Below are 26,003 nucleotides of genomic sequence, written 5' to 3'. Positions count from 1 at the left end.
CGCGCTCAGCCGCCGGCCTCGGTGTCCAGCAGCGCCTGCAGTTCCACCTTGCGCACCTTCCCGGTGGCGGTCAGCGGGAACTCGGGCAGGATGCGGATCTCGGGCACCTTGTAGACCGCCATCTGCTCGCGGCACCAGGCATGCAGCGCATCGGCGGTGGTGCCGTCGGCATGCTCGGGACGCAGGCGGATAAAGGCCACCGGCACCTGGCCCTTGTCGGGGTCCGGACGGCCCACCACGGCCGAGCCCAGCACCGCCGGGTGGCGCGACAGCAGCACCTCCAGCTCGGACGGGAACACGCTCATGCCGCGCACCTTCAGCATCTCTTTGCGCCGGCCCAGGAAATGCAGGTAGCCGGCCTCGTCATAGGCGCCGATATCGCCGGTGCGGAACCAGCCGTCGCGGAACACCTCGGCGTCGACGTCGGGGCGGCCCCAGTAGCCCTTGAACAGCGACGGCGTGCTGACCACGATCTCGCCTTCGGCGCCGACCGGCAGCACCGCGCCGGTGTCGAAGTCGCAGATCTTGATGCGCGTGCCCGGCACCGGCAGGCCGACGAAGACCGGGCGGCCGCGCAGGTCCATGTCGTCGTCCTGCATGCCGGTGGTGAAGGTGTCGCTGGTGTGGGTCTCGGTCATGCCCCATGCGCCTTCGGCAATGATGCTGCCGGTCAGCGCGTGCCAGCGCTGGCGGATGTCGGGCGTGATCTTGCGGATGAACGAGGCCGCGCGCGTATGCTGCAGCGAGCGCAGGTCGTAGCGGCCGCACTCGGGGTGGTTCATCAGCTCGACCGCGTTGTCGACCACGACGAAGGTGCGGTTGACGCGGTAGCGCTCGATTGCGGCCATCACCGCGACCGGGTCCCAGCGCGCCAGCAGCACCACGGTCGCGCCGCTGAAGATGGGGTAGATCAGGCCGAGGTTCTCGCCCGCGATCCAGAACATCGGCAGGAAGTTCAGCATCACGTCATCGGCGCCCTCGGCCAGCCGCGCCGCATCGACGCCGCCGGTGAGCGCATACGAGGCCGCAGCGGTGTACAGCATGTCGCGCTGCGTGTGCATGCAGCCCTTGGGCAGGCCGGTGGTGCCGCCGGTGTAGTTCAGCGCGGCCAGCGCGTCCAGGTCGACCGGCGGCAGCGCCACCGGCGCGGTCTCGCGCAGTGCCCGCAGCAGGTCGATGGCGCCGTCGACGGCGAGCGCGGGCGCATCGAGTCCGGCCGGCAGCGGCAGCTCGGGCTGGGCCGGCAGCATCGCGCCCGCGCTGGTGGTGTAGATTGCCTGCAGCGGCGTGCGCGCGCGCACCGACATCAGCAGCGGCGCCAGCTGGTCCTGCACGATGATGGTGGTGGCGCCGGCATCGTTCAGCTCATACTCCAGCTCCTGCTCCTTGAAGAGCGGGTTGACCGGCACGTACACCGCGCCCAGCTTCAGGATGGCGTAGAACACGATGTGGAACTGCGGGCAATTGCCCATCATCACCGCGACGCGGTCGCCCGCGCCCACGCCGCGCCCGCTGAGCAGCGCGGCGCAGCGCTCGGACAGGTCGTCGAGTTCGGCATAGGTGACGGTGGTGCCGTACCAGACCAGCGCCGCATGGTCCGGGCGCTTGCGCGCCCAGGCGCGCAGGTAGTCGCCCAGCGGAACTTCGCCATGCGGGTAGACCGGTGCGTCGGGCAGGCCGGCGGGCCAGATCTTGCGATGCCGGGCTTCCAGGTCCGCGAAGAACGCCTGTTCGTTCATCTGCTGTCTCCTCTTGCTGTCGCTCTGGGGTGTTGTCTGCCGCCGCGCCTACCAGGCGTCGACGAAGGCGCGTATCGGTCGCTGGGCGCGGTGGGGGTCGGCGGCGCCCGCGTCGAGGCCGCTGACCAGCCACTGGCGCGTGGCGGCGGGATCGATCACCGCATCGAGCTCCAGCGCCGCCGCCGCGTTGATGGCATGGCCGCGTTCGTACATCTGGGCGACCAGCTGCTGGTACAGCGCATCGCGCTGCGGGCCCTCGGGCAACGCTTCCAGTTCCTTGCGAAAACCCAGCCGCACCGCGCCCTCGAGTCCCATGCCGCCGAACTCGCCGGTCGGCCACGACACCGTGAAGCTGGGCGCGCGAAAGCCGCCCGCGGCCATGGCCATCGCGCCCAGGCCGTAGCCCTTGCGCAGCACCACCGCCACGAACGGCACGCGCAGCTTGGCGCCGGTCACGAACATGCGCGACACGTGGCGCACCTGCGCGCGGGCCTCGACCTCGGGGCCCACCATGAAGCCCGGCGTGTCGATCAGCGACACGATCGGCAGCCCGTGCGCGTTGCACAGCTGCATGAAGCGCGCGGCCTTGTCGGCGGCGTCGGCGTCGATGGCGCCGCCGAGGTGGCGCGGATTGTTGGCGAGGATGCCCACCGGCCGGCCCTCGATTCGCGCCAGCGCGGTATGGATGCCGGTGCCGAAGCCGGCGCGCAGCTCCAGCACGCTGCCGACGTCGGCCAGCCCGTCGATGGCGGCACGGGTGTCGTACACGCGCAGGCGGTTCTCGGGCACCACGTGGCGCAGTGCCAGCGGGTCGGGCGACTGCCATGTCTCCAGGCGCCCCTGGAACATCGACAGGTAGTGCTTCGCTGCGGCCACGGCCGCGGCTTCGTCGTCGACCAGCAGGTCGGCCACGCCGTTGTGGTACTGCACCGCGGCCGGGCCGATGTCCTCGGGCCGGAACACGCCCAGGCCGCCGCCTTCGATCATGGCGGGGCCGGCCATGCCGATGTTGGCGTTGCGCGTGGCCACGATCAGGTCGCAGCAGCCCAGCAGCGCGGCATTGCCGGCGAAGCAGCGCCCCGACGCGATGCCGATCACCGGCACCTCGCCGCTCAGCTCGGCGAAGGCGCCGAACGACGGCTGGTACAGGCCGGCGACGGTGGGGAAGTCGACATCGCCCGGGCGGCCGCCGCCGCCTTCGGCAAAGATCACCGTGGGCAGGCGGTTGCGCAGCGCCACCTCCAGGATGCGGTCGGTCTTGGTGTGGTTGCGCTTGCCCTGGGTGCCGGCCAGCACGGTGGCGTCGTAGGCCAGCACCGCGCAGCGCGCGCGTTCCGGCGCGAACAGGCTGCCGTTGACGCTGCCGGTACCGGTGATTAGGCCGTCCGCGGGGGTGTTGGCGATCAGGTCGGCCTCGCTGCGCCGGCTGGCCTGCGCCGCCAGCGCCAGGCCGCCGTATTCGCGGAAGCTGCCGGCATCGCACAGGTCGTCGACGTTCTCGCGCGCGGTGCGCTGGCCGCGCGCATGGCGGCGTGCCACCGCCTCCGGGCGGGCCGCGTCGTACAGGAAGGCATGTCGGTCCAGCACGCGCTGCAGGTCGGGGCGGATCGCCGCGGGGTCGGCGCATTCGGTGTCGCCAGCGGCATGCGCGCCGGCGTCGGCGGGCTCCAACACCAGCAGCACCTGGCCCTCGGCCACCTGCTCGCCGGACGCGCTGCGCAGGTCGATGACGCGTCCCGCCTGTCCGGCCACGATGGCGTGCTCCATCTTCATCGCATCGAGCACCGCCACGGTCTGGCCGGCCTTGACCACGTCGTTCTCGCGCGCCAGTTCGATCACGCGGCCGTTCATCGGCGCGCGCACCGCGCACAGGCCTTCGCCCAGTTGTTCCTCGAAGCTGGCGGTGCTGGACAGGGCTGCCACCGGCGCCACGGGGGCGCCCGCCAGCGCCTGCCTTGCCGCGTGCTGCGCGCCGATCTGCGCCGCGCGCTCCAGCAGCGCGGGCAGCGCCGTCTCCATATAGCGGGTATGCACGTGCTGGCTGGCAAAGTCATCGCGCTCGGCCAGCGCGCGCAGCAGGTCCAGGTTGGTGGCAATGCCGGCGATATTGAACTCGGCCAGCGCGCGCTGCAGGCGCCGCACCGCGTCGGCGAAGTGGTCGCTGGCCGAGGTCACGATCAGCTTGGCCAGCAGCGTGTCGTATTGGGCGGATGGCGCATAGCCGGTATAGCCGTGCGTGTCGACGCGAACGTCCGGCCCGGTGGGCGGATCGAAGCGCTCCAGCCGGCCTTGCGCCGGCCGCGCCAGTCCCTGCGCGTCGGTGGCTTCGGCATTCACGCGCACCTGGATCGCATAGCCGCGCGTGCGCGGCGGGTGGTGCGGGTCCAGTCCCAGTTCGGGCAGGCGACGGCCCTGCGCCAGCCCCAGCTGGACGGCCACCAGGTCGATTCCGGTGACCTGCTCGGTGACGGTGTGCTCGACCTGCAGGCGCGGGTTGGCCTCGATAAAGACGAAGGGCAAGTCCGCGCCATCGCGGCCGGCGCCATGCTCGGGCTCTTCGACCAGGAACTCGAACGTGCCCAGGCTGCGGTAGCGCGCCTCGCGCGCCAGCGTGCAGGCGGCGTCGACGATGCGCTGGCGCAGCGCGGCATCGAGCGCTGGGCTGGGCGCGATCTCCACTACCTTCTGGAAGCGGCGCTGCAGCGTGCAGTCGCGCTCGCCCAGCGCGATCACGCTGTCGCCGTCGCCGGCGATCTGCACTTCGATATGGCGCGCGCGCGCCACCAGCCGCTCGGCGTAGAGGGCGTCGATGCCGAACGCCGAGCGCGCCTCCGAGCGGCAGCGCGCATAGGCTTCGGGCAGGGCGTCGCGTTCGCGCACCACGCGCATGCCGCGCCCGCCGCCGCCGCCCACGGCCTTGAGCACCACGCCGGCGCCGTCTTGTTCGTCGAAGAACGCCGTCACCGCATCGAGCGTGGCGCCGCCCGGCGTGGCCGGCATCACCGGCACGCCGCAGCGGGCGGCCAGCGCCAGCGCGCGGCCCTTGTCGCCGAACAGGGCCAGGTGCCCGGGCTCGGGGCCGACAAAGACGATCTGCGCCGCCGCGCAGGCGCTGGCGAAATCGGCGCGCTCGCTGAGGAAACCGTAGCCGGGGTGGATGGCATCGCAGCCGGTGGCCCGCGCCGCGGCGAGGATGGCGTCGATGTCGAGATAGGCCGCCGCACCTTCGCCCTGCAGTGCGACGGCTTCGTCGGCGAGCAGGCGGTGGCGGCTGTTGGCGTCGTCGGTGGCGTATACGGCCACGGTGGCGATGCCGAGATCGCGGGCGGCGCGCTGCACGCGCAACGCGATCTCGCCGCGATTGGCGATCAGGAGCTTCTTCACAAATGTCCCCTTCCATGCGAAGCGGCGGCACGCAAGCGCGTGAGTGCGCAATGGGTTTGCGCCGCCAGCTTCTTGTTTTTGTGGTTTGTGATTCTGCGAGGTGGAATCTACGCGGCTGGCCAGGGGGTCACAAGCGCGATGCGCCGGAACCATGTATGACATGCCGCGTGTGCATAGAGCCGGGGAAAGCGAGGGAATTTGCCGCTGTTTTGTTCTGCATTGCAGAATTCAGCCGGCTGTGGCGGGCGAGATGTCGCGCCGCGAGGGATGGACCGGCGATTTGCCGCCGAGGGAAACCGCGTCACGGGCGTGCCGCGGGATGCAACCCTCTCCCGCGTGTCGGGAGAGGGTGCAGCGATAAAAGACGATCAGCCGATGCGCATGCCCGGCACCGCGCCGCTGTGCGGCTCGAGGATGTACAGGCCGGGCGCGGCCTTTTCATCCGCGGCCGAAGCCGCCAGCACCATGCCTTCGGAGACGCCGAACTTCATCTTGCGCGGCGCCAGGTTGGCCACCACCACGGTCAGCTTGCCGACCAGCTGCTCCGGCGTGTAGGCCGACTGGATGCCCGAGAACACATTGCGGGTGCGGCCTTCGCCCAGGTCCAGCGTCAGCTGCAGCAGCTTGTTCGAACCTTCCACCTTCTGGCATTCGACGATCCTGGCCACGCGCAGGTCGATCCTGGCGAAGTCGTCGATGGTGATGGTGTCGGCGATCGGCTCGATCGCGGCTGCGTTGGCGTTGGCGGCCGGCGCCGCGGTCGCCTGCAGCGATTCGCGGTTGGCGGCCAGCAGCGCGTCGACCTGCTTGGCATCGACGCGCGTCATCAGGTGCTGGTAGGGCTGCACCGGGGTGGCGGCCGACAGCTGCTGGTCGATCGCGCGCCAGTCCAGCGGCGCGACGTTGAGGAAGCGCTCGACGCCCGCGGCCACGTTGGGCACCACCGGCTTCAGGTAGATGGTCAGCAGGCGGAACGCCTCCAGCGAGACCGAGCACGCCGCATGCAGCGCGGCGCGCTTGCTGTCGTCCTTGGCCAGCTCCCACGGCTTCTCGGTGTCGACGAAGGCGTTGACGGCATCGGTCAGTTCCATCACCAGGCGCAGCGCCTTGCTGTACTCGCGGCTTTCATACAGGTGCGCCACCTGCGGCGCGGCCTGGCGCAGTTGCTCCAGCAGCGGATGCGCCAGCGCGGCCTCATCGACCTTGCCGTCGAAGCGCTTGACCAGGAAGCCCGCGGCGCGGCTGGCGATGTTGACGTACTTGCCGATCAGGTCGCTGTTCACGCGCGCGATGAAGTCGTCGAGGTTCAGGTCGAGGTCTTCCATGCTGGCGTTGAGCTTGGCGGCGAAGTAGTAGCGCAGCCACTCGGGGTTCATGCCGGTGTCGATATAGCTCTGCGCGGTGATGAAGGTGCCGCGCGACTTGCTCATCTTGGCGCCGTCCACGGTCAGGAAGCCGTGGGCAAAGACATTGGTGGGGGTGCGGTAGCCCGAGAAGCGGAGCATCGCCGGCCAGAACAGCGTGTGGAAATACAGGATGTCCTTGCCGATGAAGTGGTACTGCTCGGCGGTCGAGTGCGGGCCGACCCAGGCGTCGAAATCGATGCCGCGCTGCTGCGCCAGGTTCTTGAAGCTGGCGTAGTAGCCGATCGGCGCGTCCAGCCACACATAGAAGTACTTGCCCGGCGCGCCCGGGATCTCGAAGCCGAAGTAGGGCGCATCGCGCGAGATGTCCCAGTCGGACAGGGTCGAGGCCTCGCCCTCGGCGCCCAGCCATTCCTGCATCTTGTTGGCGGCTTCGGGCTGCGCCAGGTCGGCCACCCACTCGCGCAGGAAGCTCTCGCAGCGCGGATCGGACAGCTTGAAGAAGTAGTGGGCCGACGACTTGCGCACCGGCGTCGCGCCCGACACCACCGAGTAGGGGTTCTTCAGGTCGGTCGGCACGTAGGTAGTGCCGCATACCTCGCACGAATCGCCGTACTGGTCCTTGGCGCCGCACTTCGGGCACTCGCCCTTGATGAAGCGGTCGGGCAGGAACATGTTCTTGACCGGGTCGTAGAACTGCTCGACCTCGCGCTCGGCGATCAGGTCCTCGGCCTTCAGGGACAGGTAGATCTTTTCGCACAGCTCGCGGTTTTCTTCCGCGTCGGTGCTGTAGTAGTTGTCGAACGACACCAGGAAGCTGTCGAAATCGCGCTTGTGCTCGGTCCAGACGCGGTCGATCAGCTGCTTCGGGGTGATGCCTTCCTTCTCGGCACGCAGCATGACCGGGGTGCCATGGGTGTCGTCGGCGCCGACGTAGTAGACCTCGTTGCCCATCATGCGCTGGAACCGCACCCAGATATCGGTCTGGATGTACTCCACCAGGTGGCCGATATGGATCTGGCCGTTGGCGTAGGGCAGGGCGGATGTGACGAGGATGCGACGTGCGGTCATAAACAGGAGCCGGTCAGGAGCGGGGAAATCGAGGGGACGGCGCCAGCCAGGACGGGCGGGCGCGTGCCGGGAAGGAGCTATTTTAACAACTGGCCCGCCACCGCGCGGCGGTTCCGCATCGCGGAATAGAGGGGCCGCCGGCCCGTTCGGGCAAAAAAAAGCGCCGGTCAGTGCCGGCGCAGCTTTCCACAACGGAAAAGGAGGAGAAATCAGGTACCGCCCGGGAGGTCAGCCACCCATCGCGAGCCAGCAACGGTGGCAAGCGGCACCTGTTTCTATGACAGGGTCACCCTTGAATTGGTTTCAAAAAAATTTCGACGCGGCGATTTTGTGCCCGTCCGGCCTCGGTCCCGTTGTCCGCGACCGGCTGGCTTTGGCCGCGGCCTTCGGCGCTCAGCCGGTTGCGTGCGACCCCGCGATCACCCAGGTAGCCGGCCACGCTCTGCGCGCGGCGCTGCGACAGCTGCATGTTGTAGTTGGGGTTGCCGGTGCTGTCGGTATGGCCCACCACGTTGGCGCTGACGTCCTGGTGCTGGCCCAGGGTCTGCGCGACCTGGTCGAGCACCGAGCGGAACGACGGCTTGATGGAGGCGCTGTCGGTGTCGAAGGTGACCTGGCTCGGGATGTTGACCTTCAGCGAACCGTCCGGCTGCTCGGTGATCTGGGTGCCCGTGCCCGCGGTGTCCTTGTTCAGCTTGCCGCGGATCGCGTTCCAGTTGTAACCGGTCGCGCCGCCGATGGCGCCGCCGACGGCCGCGCCCACCAGCGTGCCGGTGGTGTTGCCGCCGATCAGGTTGCCAAGCCCCGCGCCGACCGCGGCGCCGACGCCGGTACCAACCGCCGTGTGGGTTTGCTGTTCGGTGGCGCAGCCAGCGGCCAGCACCGTGGCGGCGGCGAGCGAAACGGTAACGAGCTTGATCTTCATGCTTTCTCCTTCTGATGTTCCCGTAAATGTTCTTGGTACCGCGTCGCGATGGTAACGCCAAGGCAAGCGGCAGGTAACCCATTGTGCGCGTCGGCCCGGCCGGGCGCGGCACCGCTTGCGGTGTCGGCATGCCGGGCCGTCCAACCGCACTACAATATGGATATGGCGGCGCGCGCACAAGTGCAAGCTTGTGAGAGTTGTAATTGTCTGTAATCCCCCACCCAACAGAGGGGATTGCGCGCGGATTTCCGGCGTTCATGGCCGGTGCTGCATACTTTGATACATTAGGCGCAGGCCATCATGCGCCCATTCCCCACTACCCAAGCGGAGTTTGTCTTGAGCCTCAGCACTGAGCAGGTTACCGAAGCCCTGCGCACCGTCATCGACCCCAATACGGGCAAGGACCTGGTCTCCACCCGCTCGGCCCGGAACATCCGCGTCGATGGCGGCGAGGTTTCGCTCGAGGTCGAACTCGGCTATCCCGCCAAGAGCCAGTTCGATCCGATCCGCAAGCTGGTGGTGGCCGCGGTGCGGCAGCTTCCGGGCGTGACCAATGTCAGCGTGGCCGTCAGCATGAAGATCGTCGCCCACGCGGTGCAGCGCGGCGTCAAGCTGCTGCCGGGCGTGAAGAACGTGATCGCGGTGGCGTCGGGCAAGGGCGGCGTGGGCAAGTCGACCACGGCCGTGAACCTGGCGCTGGCGCTGGCCGCCGAAGGCGCGCGCGTGGGCATGCTCGACGCCGACATCTACGGCCCCAGCCTGCCGATGATGCTGGGCATCGACGGCCGCCCCGAATCCGCCGACGGCCAGACCATGGAGCCGCTGGAGGGCCATGGCCTGCAGGCCAACTCGATCGGCTTCCTGATCGAGCAGGACAATCCCATGGTGTGGCGCGGCCCGATGGTGACCTCGGCGCTGGAGCAGCTGCTGCGCCAGACCAACTGGCGCGACCTCGATTACCTGATCGTCGACATGCCGCCGGGCACCGGCGACGTGCAGCTGACGCTGTCGCAGAAGGTGCCTGTCACCGGCGCGGTGATCGTGACCACGCCGCAGGACATCGCGCTGCTGGATGCCAAGAAGGGCCTGAAGATGTTCGAGAAGGTGGGCATTCCCATCCTCGGCATCGTCGAGAACATGGCGGTCTATTGCTGTCCGAACTGCGGCCATGTCGAGCATATCTTCGGGCACGGCGGCGGCGAGAAGATGTGCGCCGACTACGGCGTCGACCTGCTGGGCAGCCTGCCGCTGAACCTGAGCATCCGCGAGCAGGCCGATTCCGGCCGCCCGACCGTGGTGGCCGAGCCCGACAGCCCGGTGGCCGAGATGTACCGTGCCATCGCGCGCAAGGTGGCGATCAAGGTCGCCGACAAGGCGCGCGACATGACCAGCAAGTTCCCCAGCATCGTCGTGCAGAACACCTGAGCCCGCCTGCCGCCATGGACAGCCAGCCCACCGCCAACCTGCCGCCGCCCGGCGCCCGCCCTGCCGTCACCATGGCCGTGGTGATGCGCAAGGTGGCGCTGGCGAACCGCTGGCAGCCCTGGAAATGGCAGCTGGACGCGGTGCTGCCCGACCTGGGCGAGTTCGGCACGCAGCCGGTGTGCCTGGAGCACGATGCCCACGGCGCGCGCTGGCTGTACCCGGGCTATGAGGTCGAGCTGTTCCGCGACCAGGGCGAGGGCTATTACCTGAACCTGACCTCGGCCACGCCGTGCTGGTTCGTGCTGTGGCGCATGCCCGAGGATGAAGGCACGGGCGACGCAGATGATGCGCATCCGGTGCCGGTCACCGTGGCGCTGTCGTACAACGAGGCTGGCCGCTGGCTCGATGCCGGCGAGACCGTCGAGAACGTGCCGCTGGCGCCCGAGCAGCGCGACTGGCTGCAGGCCTACGTCAACGAACATTACCGGCCCGAGCCCAAGCAGCGGCGCCGGCCCGAATCCTTCAAGGCGCCGGACGAGCGCGCCCGCTACTGATCCGACACCACTGACAAACGGCCCTGCCCATGAGCGAATCGTCCTTCCTGTCGCGCTGGTCGCGCCGCAAGGCCGCGGTGCGCGAGGGCGTGGCCGTTCCCGCCGAACCGCCGCAGCCGCTACGGAACGAGAGCGAACCTGTCCCTGCGACCGTCGAAGCCGCTCCCGAGGCGCCGCGGGATCCGCCGCCGACGCTGGCCGATGTCGCGGTGCTGCGGCCCGGTGACGAGATCGCCCGCTTCGTCGCGCGCGGCGTGGACGAATCGGTCAAGCGCGCTGCGCTGAAGACCTTGTTTGCCGATCCCCACTTCAATGTGATGGACGGGCTCGATATCTATATCGACGACTACAGCAAGCCGGACCCGATCCCGCCCGAGATCCTGCGCCAGTTGCGCCAGGCGGAGACCCTGGGCCTGTTCGAGCCGACCGACGAGGAACGCGCCGCGGCCGAAGCCGCGGCCCGGCTGTCGGATGCGGAGCAGGTACCGCCGGCAGCGCAAACGGAGGCGGAGCAGGAACCGCATCAGGCGGGTCCGGCACCAGGCGAAGACGCCGACGCGCCGCTGGTGCTGGCCGATGCACCGGCAGGCGCCGAAACGCCGCCGCCGGATCCCGGTCAAAGCGAACAACGGGGCCAGCAAGAGCCGCGGCAAGATCCGCATAAGTGCGCGTAGCCCCAGCGGGCAGCGCAGCCTACAATAGGCATCCCCACAATCCGCCGGCCCGCAGACCCCCGCCAAGAAGGGACGTCCGGACCGGTCAGCCGCACTCGCCATGCCGACGCTGATCTGCAATTGCAACGACACCATGCCGCTGGACGGGGCGGCATTGTCAGACGCAACCCGCGACGCCAGCCAGGGGCCGCTCAAGGTCCATCGACTGCTGTGCCGTCGCGAAATCGGTGACTTCACCGCCGCGCTGGACGGCACCGAGGACGTGATCGTCGCCTGCACCCAGGAGCGCCAGCTGTTTACCGAGGTGGCCGCGCAAGCCGCGCAGGGCCGCGATGGCCAGGCGGTGGTGACCGCGCCGGTGCGCTTCGTCAATATTCGCGAAACCGGCGGCTGGTCGCAGGGCGCCCGGCGCGACCCCAGGACCGCCAATGCCAAGATCGCCGCGCTGCTGGCGGTGGCGGCGCTGCCCGAGCCCGAGCCGGTGCCGGTGGTGGACTACCGCAGCGACGGCGCGGTGCTGGTGCTGGGGCCGGCCGCGCGCGCGCTGCCCTGGGCCGAGCGGCTGGCCGCGATGCAGCTCGAAGTCACGGTGCTGCTGACCGGCGGCGACCCGCGCGACGGCACCGCCGCGCAGCCCGCGGCGCGCGCCTATCCGGTCCACAGCGGCCGGCTGGCCGCGCTGAGCGGCTGGCTCGGCGCCTTCGAGGCCAGCTGGGAAACCGGCGCGGGCCGCAGCAACCCGATCGACCTGGACCTGTGCACGCGCTGCAATGCCTGCATCGATGCCTGTCCGGAAGGCGCGATCGACTTCAACTACCAGATCGACCTGTCGCGCTGCCGCGCGCATCGCGATTGCGTACGCGCCTGCGGCGCCGCCGCGGCGATCGACTTCGACCGTCCGCAGGGCACCGGCGCGGGCCGCTTCGACCTGGTCTTCGACCTGTCCGATACGCCCGCCTTCACCATGCACCAGCCGCCGCAAGGCTACCTGCATGCCGGCGCCGACCCGGCCCGCCAGCAGGCCCAGGCGCTGGCGCTGGCCGGGCTGGTGGGCGAGTTCGAGAAGCCCAAATTCTTCCGCTACAAGGACAGCCTGTGCGCGCACGGCCGCAACCAGACCACCGGCTGCACCGCCTGCATCGAGATCTGCTCGACCCAGGCCATCACCTCCCGCTGGCATGACGGCAAGGGCCGCATCGAGGTCGCGCCCAACCTGTGCATGGGCTGCGGCGCCTGCACCACGGTCTGCCCCAGCGGTGCCATCAGCTACGGTTACCCCGGCCCGGAGACGACCGGCGCGCGGCTGCGCACGCTGCTGTCCGCCTACCGGCACGCCGGCGCGCGCGATCCGGTGGTGCTGCTGCACGGCGAGGAATCCGGCACGCCCGCGCTGCTGGCGCTGGGCCGCGCCGCCCGCGGCGGCAAGGCGCGCGGCGTGCCCGCGCAGGTCATGCCGCTGTCGCTGTTCCATCCGGCCTCGGTGGGGCTGGAGCTGTGGCTGGCCGCGCTGTGCTGGGGCGCCAGCCGCGTCGCGGTGCTGCTGACCGGCGACGAGGCCCCGCAATATCGCACCGCGCTGCTCGAGCAGATGGCGGTAGGACGCGCGCTGCTGTCGGGCCTGGGTTATGACGGCGAGGCGCTGTCGCTGGTCGAGGCCGCCGACACGGAAACCCTCGATGCCGGCCTGGCGGCGCTGCGGCCGGCACGCAACGCGCTGCCGCCCGCGCCCTTCGGCCCGGTCGCGGCCAAGCGCGAACTGCTCGACTTCGCGTTCGACCACCTGGTGCGCCATGCGCCGTCGCCGGCGCAGAGCGTGCCGCTGCCGGCGGGCGCGCCGATCGGCGCCATCGCCGTCGATACCGGCAAGTGCACCTTGTGCCTGGCATGCGTGGGCGCGTGCCCGTCGCAGGCGCTGCGCGACAATCCCGAGCGTCCCGTGCTCAGCTTTATCGAGCGCAACTGCGTGCAGTGCGGGCTGTGCCAGAAGACCTGCCCGGAAGACGCCGTGACGCTGGTGCCGCGCCTGCTGGCCGGCGACGCGGCCCGGCGGCCGGTCACGCTCAACGAGGCCCAGCCGTTCCATTGCGTGCGCTGCGCCAAGCCGTTCGGCACGGCGCAGATGGTCGAGTCGATGCTGGTGCGCCTGGCCGGCCATCCCGCCTTTGCCGGCGCCGCCGCGGAGCGCCTCAGGATGTGCCCGGACTGCCGCGTGGTTGACATGATGGAACGCGACCCAGGCGCCGTCACCGGCGCCACCCTGCGCTGAGACCCGCCCGGCCCACCGGGCACAATTCATCACGACATGACAGATTTCCAGCCGATCCAGCTCACCGCCGCGCCGCCCGCCGACCCCGCGGACAGCGAAGACACCGCTCGCGCCGACCTGTACGGTCTGCTCGCGACGCTGTTCTATCGCGCCCCGGACGCGGCCTTGCTGCATCACATCGCGGCCAACCGCGCCGTGGGCGAAGACGCGAAGACCGTGCTGGGCAAGGCGTGGAACGCGTTGTGCGACGCAGCATCCGAGACTACCGCGGCCGAGGCAGAGGAGGAGTACCGGCAACTGTTCGTCGGCGTGGGACGCCAGGACGTGTTCCTCTACGGCTCTTTCTATATGACCGGCTTCCTCAACGAGCGCCCGCTGGTGGCGCTGCGCGAAGACCTGGCCCGCTACGGGCTGGAGCGCCACGAAGGCGTCAGCGAGACCGAGGACCACATCGCCACGCTGTGCGAGGTGATGCGCTTCCTGGTGGCGGGCGACGACCTGTCGGTGTCCAACCTGGGCGAGCAGCAGCGCTTCTATGCGAAGCATATGCAGCCCTGGATCGAGCCCTTGTGCGATGCGGTGGCGGCGCACCCGCAGGCGCGCTTCTATCGCAGCGTGGCCGGACTGCTGGGCACTTTCGCCGGGATCGAGGCGGTGGCGCTCGAGATGACCTGAGCGCGGGACCGATGCGGCGCAGGGCGCAGGTTTCTTAGCTCAAGTTGAAGCAGAAGGTAAGGAAAAACCCGTGCTTGTCATGGTCTTTCCTTCCAGTTGATTCTAGAATATGCATAACAACGCATAACGGCACAACCATCGGGCTTTGACAACCGAGGAGCCCCCACATGAGAGAAAAGCCAACCAGGGTCGCGCGCCGCACGTTTCTCGCGGGCGCCGGAGTTGTAGCCGCCGCCACCGGTGCGGCAGCGCTGAGCGCGCGCGCGCCCGCCATGCCGGGCCAGGCTGCAGCCCTGCCGGAACCCACCGATCCTCCGTCGGACAGCAAGGGTTACCGGGTCTCCGACCACATCCGCAAGTATTACCGGACCACGCTGGTGTAACTGCCACGGCGGCGTGGTCTGGCGCGCCGCCTGCAACCGGACGCAATCCAGTCGTCCGTTTCTGAGGTGAGACATGATCTTGACCCGCAAACGCGCGGCGCAGGGCGCATCCGCCCGCCTCGCTGACGGCCACGCCAACCGGCCCGACTCCGCCGGCGCGAGCTCCGGCCGGCTCTCCCAAAGACTCGCGGCCAGCCTGGCCGGCGCCATGCCGACCATGGACCGCCGCAGCTTCCTCAAGCGCTCCGGCATCGGCGTCGGCGCCGGCCTCGCGGCCGGGCAGCTGACGCTGCTGCGCAAGGCCGACGCCGCCGACGACAAGAAGGCCGCCGGCGACGGCAAGACCGGCATCGTGGTCAGGCGCACCGTGTGCGGCCACTGCTCGGTCGGCTGCGCGGTCGACGCGGTGGTGCAGAACGGCGTGTGGATCCGCCAGGAGCCGGTGTTCGATTCGCCCCTCAACATGGGCGCGCACTGCGCCAAGGGCGCCGCCCTGCGCGAACACGGCCACGGCGAATACCGGCTCAAGTACCCGATGAAGCTGGTCAACGGCAAGTACCAGCGCATCGGCTGGGACCAGGCGCTCGACGAGATCACCGCGAAGATGAAGGAGATCCGCCAGCAGACCGGCCCGGACTCGCTGTTCTTCGTCGGCTCGTCCAAGCACAGCAACGAGCAGGCCTACCTGCTGCGCAAGTGGGTGTCGTTCTTCGGCACCAACAACACCGACCACCAGGCGCGCATCTGCCACTCCACCACGGTGGCGGGCGTGGCCAACACCTGGGGCTACGGTGCGATGACGAACTCGTACAACGACATGCAGAACTCGAAGGCTGCGTTGTATATCGGTTCGAACGCGGCCGAGGCGCACCCGGTGTCGATGCTGCACCTGCTGCATGCCAAGGAGAACGGCTGCAAGGTGATCGTGGTCGATCCGCGCTTCACGCGCACCGCGGCCAAGGCGCACCACTATGTGCGGATCCGCTCGGGCACCGATATCGCATTCCTGTTCGGGGTGCTGTACCACATCTTCAAGAACGGCTGGGAAGACCAGAAGTACCTGAACGACCGTGTCTACGGCATGGACAAGATCAAGGAAGAGGTGCTGGCCAAGTGGACCCCCGACAAGGTCGAGGAGGTCACCGGCGTGCCCGAGGCGCAGGTCTACCTGGTGGCCGAGACCATGGCCAAGAACCGGCCCAGCACGCTGGTGTGGTGCATGGGCCAGACCCAGCACACCATCGGCAACGCGATCGTGCGCGCCTCGTGCATCGTGCAGCTGGCGCTGGGCAATATCGGCGTGGCGGGCGGCGGCGCCAACATTTTCCGCGGCCACGACAACGTGCAGGGTGCCACCGACGTCGGCCCCAACCCCGATTCGCTGCCGGGCTACTACGGCCTGGCCACCGGCGCGTGGAAGCACTACGCGGCGGTCTGGGGCGTGGACTACGAATGGATCAAGAAGCAGTTCGTGTCGCAGGCGATGATGGAGAAGTCGGGCACCACGGTGTCGCGCTGGATCGATATCGTGACCGAGAAGAACGAGCTGATCGACCAGGACAACAACGTGCGCGGCGTGTTCTTCTGGGGCCATGCCCCGAACTCGCAGACGCGCGGCCTGGAAATGAAGAAGGCGCTCGACAAGCTGGACCTGCTGGTGGTGGTGGACCCGTACCCGTCGGCAACCGCGGCCATGGCCAACATGCCGCCGGCCGAAGGCGACAAGGTCAACCCCAACCGCGCGGTGTACCTGCTGCCCGCCGCGACGCAGTTCGAGACCTCGGGCTCGTGCACGGCCTCGAACCGCTCGCTGCAATGGCGCGAGAAGGTCATCGAGCCGCTGTTCGAATCGATGCCCGACCACACGCTGATGCAGGCGTTCGCCGACAAGCTCGGCTTCGGCAAGGAGCTGTCGAAGAACTACAAGATGATCGAGGTCAAGCGGGCCGGCCGGACCTGGATGGAACCGGAGCCGGAATCGATCCTGCGCGAGATAAACGCCAGCAACTGGACCATTGGCTACACCGGCCAGTCGCCCGAACGCCTGAAGTCGCACATGCGCAATATGCAGATGTTCGACGTCAAGACGCTGCGCTGCAAGTCGGGCAAGGACCCGGTCACCGGCTATGACCTGACCGGCGACTACTTCGGGCTGCCGTGGCCATGCTATGGCACGCCGGAGCTGAAGCATCCGGGCTCGCCCAACCTGTACGACACCACCAAGCACGTGATGGACGGCGGCGGCAACTTCCGCGCCAATTTCGGCGTGGAGCGCGACGGCGTCAACCTGCTGGCCGAGGATGGCTCGCACTCGCTGGGCGCGGAGATCACCACCGGCTATCCCGAGTTCGACCACGTGCTGCTGAAGAAGCTGGGCTGGTGGGACGACCTGACCGATGCCGAGAAGGCCAAGGCCGAGGGCAAGAACTGGAAGACCGACCTGTCCGGCGGCATCCAGCGCGTGGTGCTGAAGAACCATGGCTGCCATCCGTTCGGCAACGCCAAGGCACGCGCGGTGGTCTGGAACTTCCCTGACCCCATCCCGCAGCACCGCGAGCCGCTGTACTCGACGCGTCCCGACATGGTCGCCAAGTATCCGACCCACGACGACAAGATGGCGTTCTGGCGGCTGCCGACGCTGTACAAGTCCGTGCAGCAGCGCAACCTCGAAAACAAGGTGGCCGAGAAATTCCCGATCATCCTGACTTCCGGGCGCCTGGTCGAGTACGAGGGCGGGGGCGAGGAAACCCGTTCCAACCCGTGGCTGGCGGAACTGCAGCAGGAGAACTTCGTCGAGATCAACCCGCGCGCCGCGTCCGACCGGGGCATCCGCAACGGCGACTACTGCTGGGTCAAGACCCCGACCGGCGCCACGCTGAAGGTGCGCGCGCTGGTGACCGAGCGGGTCGGGCCCGATACCGCCTTCATCCCGTTCCACTTCTCGGGCTGGTGGCAGGGCAAGGACCTGAAGGACTACTACCCCGAGGGCGCGATGCCGGTGGTGCGTGGCGAGGCAGTCAATACCGCCACCACATACGGCTACGACTCGGTGACGATGATGCAGGAAACCAAGACCACCATTTGCCAGATCGAGCGGTTTGCCTAAGCGCAGAGGAACACCATGGCACGCATGAAATTTATCTGTGACGCCGAGCGCTGCATCGAGTGCAACAGCTGCGTCACTGCCTGCAAGAACGAGCACGAGGTGCCCTGGGGGGTGAACCGGCGCCGCGTGGTCACGGTCAACGATGGCATGGTCGGCGCCGAGAAATCGATCTCGGTGGCCTGCATGCACTGCTCGGACGCGCCCTGCATGGCGGTCTGCCCGGTCGACTGCTTCTACCGCACCGAGGACGGCGTGGTGCTGCACGACAAGGACGTCTGCATCGGCTGCGGCTACTGCTCGTACGCTTGCCCGTTCGGCGCGCCGCAGTTTCCGTCGACCGGCACCTTCGGCGTGCGCGGCAAGATGGACAAGTGCACCTTCTGCGCCGGCGGCCCGGAGAAAAACGGCTCGGAAGCGGAGTTCGAGAAATACGGCCGCAACCGGCTTGCCGAAGGCAAGCTGCCGCTGTGCGCCGAGATGTGCTCGACCAAGGCGCTGCTGGGCGGCGACGGCGACGTGATTGCCGATATCCTGCGCAACCGCGTGATCAAGCGCGGCACCGGCGGCGACGTGTTCGGCTGGGGCACGGCCTATGGCAATGCCCAGGCCGGCGCGAAGCCCGCGGCACCGGCGCAGCAGCCCGCGCCCACACCAGCCGCGCCCGCCGCCCCGACCGCGCCGGCCGCCACGGCACCTGCAGGAGGGAAAGCGTCATGAATCGCATCCGCGTCGTTGCACTGGTGTCGCTGTGCGGCGTGCTGCTGGCCGCGTGCGGCGAGAAGCCGCAGACCATCGGTCCGTCGCACAGCAAGGCCGACGCCCAGGCCTTCCAGGGCGCACCGGACGATCCGTTCGTGGCCAAGGGCTGGACCGCGGGCGACCGCAACAGCTGGAACAACCAGATCCGCCAGCGCAACCAGTTGCAGAACGAGTACAACCGGGTGCAATGACCGCGCCGCCGTGTGGACTTCCCGCCAGCCGGGAACTGAAGGAGGGGCTATGACGCCGTCGCACAATCGATGCCGCGCCGGAGGCTGGCGTGGCTGGCGGGTTTGGCTGACTGCCGGCGCGCTGGCGCTGGCCGCGGCCGGCAATGCCGTGGCACAGGCCCCGGCACCCGCGCCGGGGCCGTCGACCGGACCGGCGACCGCATCAGCCAGCGCCGACGCCAACAACCCGGCCACGCATCCGGCCCAGCCGCTGGCCGGCATTGCGTCCGAGAACATCTTCAACATCCCGCCGCGCGACATCGCCGCCGAGGCCAGGTCGCAGCAGCAGCGCAGCGTCACGCAGCCCGGCAACAACGCGCCGATGTGGCGCGAGGTCAATTCCGACCAGCGCCACTACAGCAGCCTGCCCGACAAGGAAGCCGGGGTGCTGATCCAGCGCACCGGCCAGTCGTGGCGGCTGTTCCGCAACGGCGTCATCACGGTCTGGGGCGGCTGGCTGCTGCTGATCGTGCCGGTGGCGATCCTTGGCTTCTTCCTGTGGCGCGGCACCATCCCGCTGCGCACGCCCAAGACCGGCCGCATGATCGAGCGCTTTACCCCGCTCGAGCGCATCGTCCACTGGACCATGGCGATTTCCTTCGTGGTGCTGGCGGTGTCGGGCATCGTGATGCTGCTGGGCAAGCATTTCCTGCTGCCGCTGATGGGCCATATGCTGTTCGGCTGGCTCAGCTACATCCTGAAGAACCTGCACAACGTGGTGGGGCCGATCTTCACGCTGTCGGTGATCGTCGCCTTCGTGGTGTTCCTGCGCGACAACCTGCCCAGCCGCGACGACGTCCGCTGGGTCACCAGCCTCGGCGGGCTGGCCTCGGGCAAGCACGTGCCGAGCGGGCGCTTCAACGCCGGCGAGAAGATGTGGTTCTGGGTGGGTGTGTTCGTGTTCGGCCTGGTGCTGTCGGCCTCGGGCTGGGTGCTCGACATGATCGTGCCCGGCATGGACTACTACCGCGCCACCATGCAGATCGCCAACGTGATCCACGGCATCTCGGCGGTGCTGATGACTGCCATGGCGTGCGGCCATATCTATATGGGCACCATCGGCATGGAAGGCGCGTACCGTGCCATGCGCGATGGCTGGGTCGACGAGGCCTGGGCCAAGGAGCACCACGAGCTCTGGTACGACGACATCAAGTCCGGCAAGATCCCGGCCCAGCGTTCGGCCAGCCCGGACGCCGCCGCGGCCCGGCCGGCGCGGCAGAGTCCCGGCGAAGCCTGACGCAGCCCTGGCGAGCGGGTCCCACGACACAGCAGGAATCCAGAACCATGACACGCATCCTGACGCTGATTGCCGTTGCCGGTGCCGCCTGCACGGCCTTCGCCCCGGGCGCGCTGGCCAAGCTGCCCGCGCCGACCGAAGCCCAGCAGGCCAAGGCCGCCGAGACCCGGGCGCGCGCCGCCTGGTCCGACAAGGTCGCGGCGTACCAGCTGTGCCGTGCCCAGGACAAGATCGCCGCGCATTACCTGGCCGACCGCAAGGCGCACGGGCAGCAGGCGCGAGAGCCGGTGCAGACCGCCGCCTGCGCCGATCCGGGACCGTTCGTGGCGCCGGTCCCGGCCATCGCCAGCACCGCCGGTGCCCCCGCGGCAGGCGCGGTACAATCGTCCGCAAAGGCGCCATAACTTCTGCCCCCTGCATGCCGCTCGGGGCTTCACCCGCAGCCCCGAGTCCCTCGTCATGACCTTGCGTCCCGAGCTTACCCAGGCAGCCGTTCCCCTGATCGAAGAGGTTGAAGTCGTCGACGAGCAAGGGCGCGTGCGCGCGGCCTACCTGCCGGGCGAGCGGCCGCTGACGGTCTATCTCGACAAGCGCGAGCTGGTCACGCTGATGACGCTGGGCGGCGCACCAGAGCACCTGGTGCTGGGCTACCTGCGCAACCAGCGCCTGGTGGAATCGATCGAGGACATTGCCGCGGTGCAGGTCGACTGGGAAACCGAATCGGCCGCGGTGACCACCCGTACCGGCGTCGACCGCATCGAGGAGCGCACCGCGCGCCGCGTGGTGACCACGGGCTGCGGCCAGGGCACCGTGTTCGGCTCGCTGCTGGACGAGGTCGACAGCATCCGCCTACCGCTGGGCCCGACGCTCGACCAGGACACCCTGTACGGCATCATCGACACCATCCGGCTGCAGCAGTCGGTGTACAAGCAGGCCGGCTCGGTGCATGGCTGCGCGCTGTTCCACGGCACCGAGCTGCTGATGTTCGTCGAGGACGTCGGCCGCCACAATGCCGTCGACGCGATTGCCGGGCGCATGTGGCTCGAAGGCATGACTGGCGGCGACAAGATCTTCTACACCACCGGGCGCCTCACTTCCGAAATGGTGATCAAGGGCGCGCAGATGGGCATCCCGTTCCTGCTGTCGCGCTCGGGCGTGACGCAGATGGGCTACCAGATGGCCCGGCGCGTCAACCTGACGCTGTTCGCGCGCTGCACCGGCAAGCACTTCCTGCTCTATACCGGGCGCGAGCGCTTCCGCCACCGCCAGCCCGAGGATGTAGTGGCGTAGCGGCCACTTGCATGGCCGCTTCGAGGCTTTGGGGGGCGCGCGCCGAATGGTTGTACAATGCGGCGCACTCCGAGCCGTCTATCCTCCCAACCCTATGAGCATCAAATCCGACAAATGGATCCGCCGCATGGCGGAGCAGCACGGCATGATCGAGCCGTTCGAGCCAGGCCAGGTCCGGGAGGCCGACGGCCGCAAGATCGTGTCGTACGGCACCTCGAGCTACGGCTACGACATCCGCTGCGCCGACGAATTCAAGATCTTCACCAATATCAACAGCACCATCGTCGACCCGAAGAACTTCGACGAGAAGTCGTTCGTGGACTTCAAGGGCGAGGTCTGCATCATCCCGCCCAATTCGTTCGCGCTGGCGCGCACGATGGAATATTTCCGCATCCCGCGCAGCGTGCTAACCATCTGCCTGGGCAAGAGCACCTACGCCCGCTGCGGCATCATCGTCAACGTGACGCCGTTCGAGCCGGAATGGGAAGGCTATGTGACGCTGGAGTTTTCCAACACCACGCCGCTGCCAGCCAAGATCTACGCCGGCGAGGGCTGCGCCCAGGTACTGTTCTTCGAGAGCGACGAGATCTGCGAGACCTCGTACGCCGACCGGGGCGGCAAGTACCAGGGCCAGCACGGTGTCACACTGCCGAAGACCTGATGGCTATACAATGCGGGCGCCGCGGACATTAACCGATGCCTGATATTTCCAGGCGGTTGTCGTCCCCGCGCAGGCGGGGACCCAGCGACTTTTAAAGACGCTGGATTCCCGCCTACGCGGGAATGACGTGCCGCAATTTGATCCAAGAGCCACATGCCGCCGTCGCAGGGAACCCCTGCGGGCCATGTGGCTCAAGTCCTTTATGTCCTGCTTTCCATCAAGGATGCCCGATGAAATTCCGCTTCCCCGTCATCATCATTGACGAAGACTTCCGCTCCGAAAACATCTCCGGCTCCGGCATCCGCGCGCTGGCCGAGGCGATCGAGAAAGAGGGCATGGAAGTCATGGGGCTGACCAGCTACGGCGACCTGACCTCGTTCGCCCAGCAGGCGAGCCGGGCATCGACCTTTATCGTGTCGATCGACGACGACGAGTTCGCCAGCGACAGCGAGGAACTCGAGGCCGCCGCGATCGAGAAGCTGCGCGCCTTCGTCGCCGAGGTGCGCCGCCGCAACTCCGACCTGCCGATCTTCCTGTACGGCGAGACCCGCACCTCGCGCCATATCCCCAACGATATCCTGCGCGAGCTGCACGGCTTCATCCACATGTTCGAGGACACGCCCGAGTTCGTGGCGCGCCACATCATCCGCGAAGCCAAGGTCTACCTGGACACGCTGGCGCCGCCGTTCTTCAAGGCGCTGATCGACTACGCGCAGGACAGCTCGTATTCGTGGCACTGCCCGGGGCACTCGGGCGGCGTGGCCTTCCTGAAGAGCCCGGTGGGCCAGGTGTTCCACCAGTTCTTCGGCGAGAACATGCTGCGCGCCGACGTCTGCAACGCCGTCGACGAGCTGGGCCAGCTGCTGGACCACACCGGTCCGGTGGCCGCGTCGGAGCGCAATGCCGCGCGCATCTTCAACTCCGACCACATGTATTTCGTCACCAACGGCACCTCCACCTCGAACAAGATGGTGTGGCATGCCAACGTGGCGCCGGGCGACATCGTGGTGGTGGACCGCAACTGCCACAAGTCGATCCTGCACGCGATCATGATGACCGGCGCGATCCCGGTGTTCCTGATGCCGACGCGTAACCACTACGGCATCATCGGCCCGATCCCGAAGAGCGAGTTCGATCCGCAGACGATCAAGAAGAAGATCGCCAGCCACCCGTTCGCCAGCAAGGCGAAGAACCAGAAGCCGCGCATCCTGACCATCACCCAGGGCACCTACGACGGCGTGCTGTACAACGCCGAGCAGATCAAGGAAATGCTGGCGGCCGAGATCGACACGCTGCACTTCGACGAAGCCTGGCTGCCGCACGCGGCGTTCCACGACTTCTATCGCAACATGCACGCGATCGGCAAGGACCGTCCGCGCAGCAAGGACGCGCTGGTGTTCGCCACGCAGTCGACGCACAAGCTGCTGGCCGGCCTGTCGCAGGCCTCTCAGATCCTGGTGCAGGACTCCGAGACGCGCAAGCTGGACCGCTACCGCTTCAATGAAGCGTACCTGATGCATACCTCGACCAGCCCGCAGTACTCGATCATCGCCTCGTGCGACGTGGCCGCGGCGATGATGGAAGCGCCGGGCGGCACCGCGCTGGTGGAAGAGAGCATCCAGGAAGCGATGGACTTCCGCCGCGCCATGCGCAAGGTCGAGGGCGACTACGATGCCGGCAACAACGGCGACTGGTGGTTCAAGGTGTGGGGCCCGGACGCGCTGATCGAAGACGGCATCGGCGACCGCGAGGAATGGATGCTGAAGGCCAACGAGCGCTGGCACGGCTTCGGCGACCTCGCCGACGGCTTCAACCTGCTCGACCCGATCAAGGCCACCATCATCACCCCGGGCCTGGACGTCGACGGCGAGTTCAGCGAGCGCGGCATCCCGGCGGCGATCGTCACCAAGTACCTGGCCGAGCACGGCATCATCATCGAGAAGACCGGGCTGTACTCGTTCTTCATCATGTTCACCATCGGCATCACCAAGGGCCGCTGGAACTCGCTGGTGACCGAGCTGCAGCAGTTCAAGGACGACTACGACCAGAACCAGCCGCTGTGGCGCGTGCTGCCGGAATTCGTCGGCAAGTATCCGCAGTACGAGCGCATGGGCCTGCGTGACCTGTGCGATGCGATCCACAGCGTGTACAAGGCCAACGACGTGGCGCGCGTGACCACGGAGATGTACCTGTCGGACATGGAGCCGGCGATGAAGCCGTCGGACGCGTGGGCCATGATGGCCCACCGCGAGATCGAGCGCGTGCCGGTCGACGACCTGGAAGGCCGTGTCACCGCGATCCTGCTGACGCCGTACCCGCCGGGCATTCCGCTGCTGATCCCGGGCGAACGCTTCAACCGCACCATCGTGCAGTACCTGAAGTTTGCGCGCGAGTTCAACAAGCTGTTCCCGGGCTTCGAGACCGACATCCACGGCCTGGTGGAGGACGAGGTCGACGGCAAGAAGGCGTACTTCGTCGACTGCGTGAAGCAGGGCGCCTGAGCGCCAGCCGGCATCCGTGGATGCAGCAAGGGCCCCGCCAAGGCGGGGCCCTTTCTATTTGTCCTGTCTGAACGGATTCATCACCATCGTGCCGGTGCCGCGGAAGTCCGCGACATTGCGCGTGACGATGGTGAGGCGGTGGATCAGCGCGGTCGCGGCGATGAACTTGTCCAGCGCGTGCTCGGGCCGCGCCGCGCGCAACTGGCCCCAGACCTGCGCGACCTCGGCATCGACCGGCAGCACCTGCCGTCCGAAGTCCTCGAGCACATGGGCCAGCCAGCGTTCCAGCAGCGCCGCCTGCACCGCGTCGCCGCGATGGCGGATCAGTGCCACGCCGCGCTGGAGTTCGCCCACGGTCAGCGCCGACAGGTAGAGCGCGGCCCCGTCGCGCGCCGCCTGCCGGAAGAAGGCGCGGACGCCAGGGTTGGCGCGCTCCCGCTTGCGGGTCTCGCTGATGACGTTGGTATCAATCAAATACACGCGGCGCCTCGCCCGTATCCTGGATGCGCTCGAAGTCGGCGTCCTGGCCGACGTCCGGCATGCCGGCAAGCACCTCGGCAAAAGTGCGCCGGGCCGTGCCGCCCAGCGCCTGCGCCAGGATGGCGCGGTGTTCTGCCTCGGCGCTGCGGCCATTGGCGACGGCCTGCTCGCGCAGGCGCTGGACCAGCGCTTCATCGACGCCACGAACCAGTAGGGTTGCCATCGTGAACTCCTCACCGTTGGATGGTGCGATGATAGCATTGTTATCATTACGGCGGTCACGTATCGATGGCAGGCAGTAGATCGGGGTCGCGGCGAAGTGCCCCGCGCATTTGGTGCTCGGCATGGTGTTCTCCTGGGTATGGGCTGAACGCAGGAACCAGTCTGGGCCGTGCCGGCCCGCTGGTCGATGAGCCGATTCGCAATTGCGCGGGTGCCTCGCCGCGACGCCGAGGCCTGTCGCGTCAGCGCTGCGCCAGCACTTCCTCCAGCGTCACGTGGCCCTGGAAAGCCCCCGCGCTTTGCGCCGGCGCCTGCCGCTCGATGGCATGGGCAAAGCGCACCGCCGGATCGGCTTCGAGCTGGTTGTAGAGGCGCTGCAGGTTCGGGAAGTCCTCGACGTTCAGCACCTTGTGGTATTTCGACCAGCGCGCGATGCCGCTGAAGTACGCGTCGGCCACGGTGCGGTGCTCGCCCAGCAGCCAGGGCCGCTCGCCCAGCATGGCTTCGAGTTCCTGGTGCACGTGGCGGACCTGCTCCGTGCCATAGCGCACCAGTGCAGGCCGGTCGGTCTCGTCCACGCCTTCCAATGCATGCCAGAGCGGGGCAAAGGCGCCGAAGTAGCTGGTGTTGAGGTAGCCCAGCTGCTGGTTGAGCCGGTCGAAATCGCGCGTGCCCTGGGCAAAGCCAAGCTTGCGCTCGATGCCGCGCGCGCCGATGTGGTTGAGGATCGCCATGCTTTCGCTGAGGAAATTGCCTTGCGCGTCCATCAGCGTCGGCGTTTCGCCGACCGGGTTGATCTGGCGGTAGGCATCGCTGGTCACGACTTCGGGCATTTCGATGCGGCTCAGGCGATAGGGCTGGCCAAGCCATTCCAGCGCCACGATCGAGCCGAACGAGCAGCCGGAGGGAACGCCGTAGAAGAGGGTGGGGGTAGTCATGGGTAGTTCTCCTGGATTCGGTTAGGGCCCGCCGATCGGGCACAGGTGGACTGTAGATGCATGGACTTTGCGTGAGTAGTAGGCAAAAATTCGACCTATCGTCCACACACATAGACTTT

General features: G+C 68.0%; 21 protein-coding genes. 14 read left to right on the top strand and 7 right to left on the bottom strand.

Features of this window, described 5'->3' with window-relative positions; translation table 11 throughout:
• Nucleotides 1–5 precede the first annotated feature (5 nt).
• The 4 genes from CBM2588_RS13735 to CBM2588_RS13720 all read right to left on the bottom strand — a co-directional run bounded on the left by CBM2588_RS13735 (nt 6) and on the right by CBM2588_RS13720 (nt 8,483).
• The gene (locus tag CBM2588_RS13735; RefSeq protein ID WP_115680960.1) at nt 6–1,739 is read right to left on the bottom strand and encodes an AMP-binding protein; all 1,734 of its coding nucleotides are present in this window, start codon (nt 1,737–1,739) and stop codon (nt 6–8) included.
• Between the two features lie 48 nt (nt 1,740–1,787).
• A complete protein-coding gene (locus tag CBM2588_RS13730; protein ID WP_115680959.1) occupies nt 1,788–5,123 on the bottom strand; it encodes an acetyl-CoA carboxylase family protein in 3,336 nt (1,111 codons plus the stop codon).
• A gap of 368 nt (nt 5,124–5,491) precedes the next feature.
• Nucleotides 5,492–7,558: a methionine--tRNA ligase gene (gene metG / locus CBM2588_RS13725; RefSeq protein ID WP_115680958.1), complete on the bottom strand. Its 2,067-nt coding sequence runs from the start codon at nt 7,556–7,558 to the stop codon at nt 5,492–5,494.
• Between the two features lie 286 nt (nt 7,559–7,844).
• Nucleotides 7,845–8,483, bottom strand: coding sequence for an OmpA family protein (locus tag CBM2588_RS13720; RefSeq protein WP_115680957.1), 639 nt, complete (start codon nt 8,481–8,483; stop codon nt 7,845–7,847).
• A 336-nt stretch (nt 8,484–8,819) separates the two neighbouring features.
• On the opposite strand from CBM2588_RS13720, the gene apbC reads away from it, so the two are divergent.
• The 14 genes from apbC to CBM2588_RS13650 all read left to right on the top strand — a co-directional run bounded on the left by apbC (nt 8,820) and on the right by CBM2588_RS13650 (nt 24,244).
• Nucleotides 8,820–9,908 (top strand): iron-sulfur cluster carrier protein ApbC, encoded by a 1,089-nt coding sequence (apbC, locus tag CBM2588_RS13715; RefSeq protein WP_111519324.1) that lies wholly within the window; start codon nt 8,820–8,822, stop codon nt 9,906–9,908.
• Nucleotides 9,909–9,922: 14 nt separating this feature from the next.
• Nucleotides 9,923–10,462: a DUF3305 domain-containing protein gene (locus CBM2588_RS13710; RefSeq protein WP_115680956.1), complete on the top strand. Its 540-nt coding sequence runs from the start codon at nt 9,923–9,925 to the stop codon at nt 10,460–10,462.
• A 29-nt stretch (nt 10,463–10,491) separates the two neighbouring features.
• Nucleotides 10,492–11,136 carry a DUF3306 domain-containing protein gene (locus CBM2588_RS13705; RefSeq protein WP_115680955.1) on the top strand — a complete coding sequence of 215 codons (645 nt, stop codon included), beginning with the start codon at nt 10,492–10,494 and terminating at the stop codon, nt 11,134–11,136.
• A gap of 100 nt (nt 11,137–11,236) precedes the next feature.
• The gene (locus tag CBM2588_RS13700; RefSeq protein ID WP_115680954.1) at nt 11,237–13,402 is read left to right on the top strand and encodes a 4Fe-4S binding protein; all 2,166 of its coding nucleotides are present in this window, start codon (nt 11,237–11,239) and stop codon (nt 13,400–13,402) included.
• 36 nt (nt 13,403–13,438) lie between these two features.
• Nucleotides 13,439–14,077, top strand: a complete 639-nt coding sequence (locus tag CBM2588_RS13695; RefSeq protein ID WP_115680953.1) for a TorD/DmsD family molecular chaperone — start codon at nt 13,439–13,441, stop codon at nt 14,075–14,077.
• Between the two features lie 167 nt (nt 14,078–14,244).
• Nucleotides 14,245–14,460, top strand: coding sequence for a formate dehydrogenase (locus tag CBM2588_RS13690; protein WP_062801520.1), 216 nt, complete (start codon nt 14,245–14,247; stop codon nt 14,458–14,460).
• Nucleotides 14,461–14,533: 73 nt separating this feature from the next.
• Nucleotides 14,534–17,566: a molybdopterin-dependent oxidoreductase gene (locus CBM2588_RS13685; protein ID WP_115680952.1), complete on the top strand. Its 3,033-nt coding sequence runs from the start codon at nt 14,534–14,536 to the stop codon at nt 17,564–17,566.
• A gap of 15 nt (nt 17,567–17,581) precedes the next feature.
• Complete coding sequence (gene fdh3B, locus CBM2588_RS13680; protein WP_115680951.1) at nt 17,582–18,283, top strand: formate dehydrogenase FDH3 subunit beta; 702 nt, start codon at nt 17,582–17,584, stop codon at nt 18,281–18,283.
• Nucleotides 18,280–18,516 (top strand): hypothetical protein, encoded by a 237-nt coding sequence (locus tag CBM2588_RS13675; protein ID WP_115680950.1) that lies wholly within the window; start codon nt 18,280–18,282, stop codon nt 18,514–18,516. The genes fdh3B and CBM2588_RS13675 overlap by 4 nt, the downstream gene beginning before the upstream one ends.
• Nucleotides 18,517–18,565: 49 nt before the next feature.
• On the top strand, nt 18,566–19,792 hold the full coding sequence (locus tag CBM2588_RS13670) for a formate dehydrogenase subunit gamma (RefSeq protein ID WP_115680949.1): 1,227 nt from the start codon (nt 18,566–18,568) through the stop codon (nt 19,790–19,792).
• Nucleotides 19,793–19,839: 47 nt separating this feature from the next.
• A complete protein-coding gene (locus tag CBM2588_RS13665; protein WP_115680948.1) occupies nt 19,840–20,196 on the top strand; it encodes a hypothetical protein in 357 nt (118 codons plus the stop codon).
• Between the two features lie 55 nt (nt 20,197–20,251).
• Nucleotides 20,252–21,082, top strand: coding sequence for a formate dehydrogenase accessory sulfurtransferase FdhD (locus tag CBM2588_RS13660; RefSeq protein ID WP_115680947.1), 831 nt, complete (start codon nt 20,252–20,254; stop codon nt 21,080–21,082).
• A 94-nt stretch (nt 21,083–21,176) separates the two neighbouring features.
• Nucleotides 21,177–21,743, top strand: a complete 567-nt coding sequence (dcd, locus tag CBM2588_RS13655; RefSeq protein ID WP_018008077.1) for a dCTP deaminase — start codon at nt 21,177–21,179, stop codon at nt 21,741–21,743.
• A 230-nt stretch (nt 21,744–21,973) separates the two neighbouring features.
• Nucleotides 21,974–24,244, top strand: a complete 2,271-nt coding sequence (locus CBM2588_RS13650) for an arginine/lysine/ornithine decarboxylase (RefSeq protein ID WP_115680946.1) — start codon at nt 21,974–21,976, stop codon at nt 24,242–24,244.
• 54 nt (nt 24,245–24,298) lie between these two features.
• Here CBM2588_RS13650 and CBM2588_RS13645 read toward each other — a convergent pair whose 3' ends face one another.
• The 3 genes from CBM2588_RS13645 to CBM2588_RS13635 form a co-directional block, all read right to left on the bottom strand.
• Nucleotides 24,299–24,724, bottom strand: a complete 426-nt coding sequence (locus CBM2588_RS13645; protein ID WP_115680945.1) for a type II toxin-antitoxin system VapC family toxin — start codon at nt 24,722–24,724, stop codon at nt 24,299–24,301.
• Entirely contained in the window at nt 24,711–24,947 is a 237-nt protein-coding gene (locus CBM2588_RS13640) for a FitA-like ribbon-helix-helix domain-containing protein (RefSeq protein WP_115680944.1), read from the bottom strand. Before CBM2588_RS13640 ends, CBM2588_RS13645 begins: the two co-directional genes overlap by 14 nt.
• Before the next feature lie 241 nt (nt 24,948–25,188).
• On the bottom strand, nt 25,189–25,884 hold the full coding sequence (locus CBM2588_RS13635) for a glutathione S-transferase family protein (RefSeq protein WP_115680943.1): 696 nt from the start codon (nt 25,882–25,884) through the stop codon (nt 25,189–25,191).
• Nucleotides 25,885–26,003 lie beyond the last annotated feature (119 nt).

The organism is Cupriavidus taiwanensis (assembly GCF_900250075.1).
Lineage (GTDB): Bacteria > Pseudomonadota > Gammaproteobacteria > Burkholderiales > Burkholderiaceae > Cupriavidus > Cupriavidus taiwanensis_C.
Note: the sequence above shows the minus strand (reverse complement) of the source record. Positions and strands in the feature narration are given on the sequence as shown.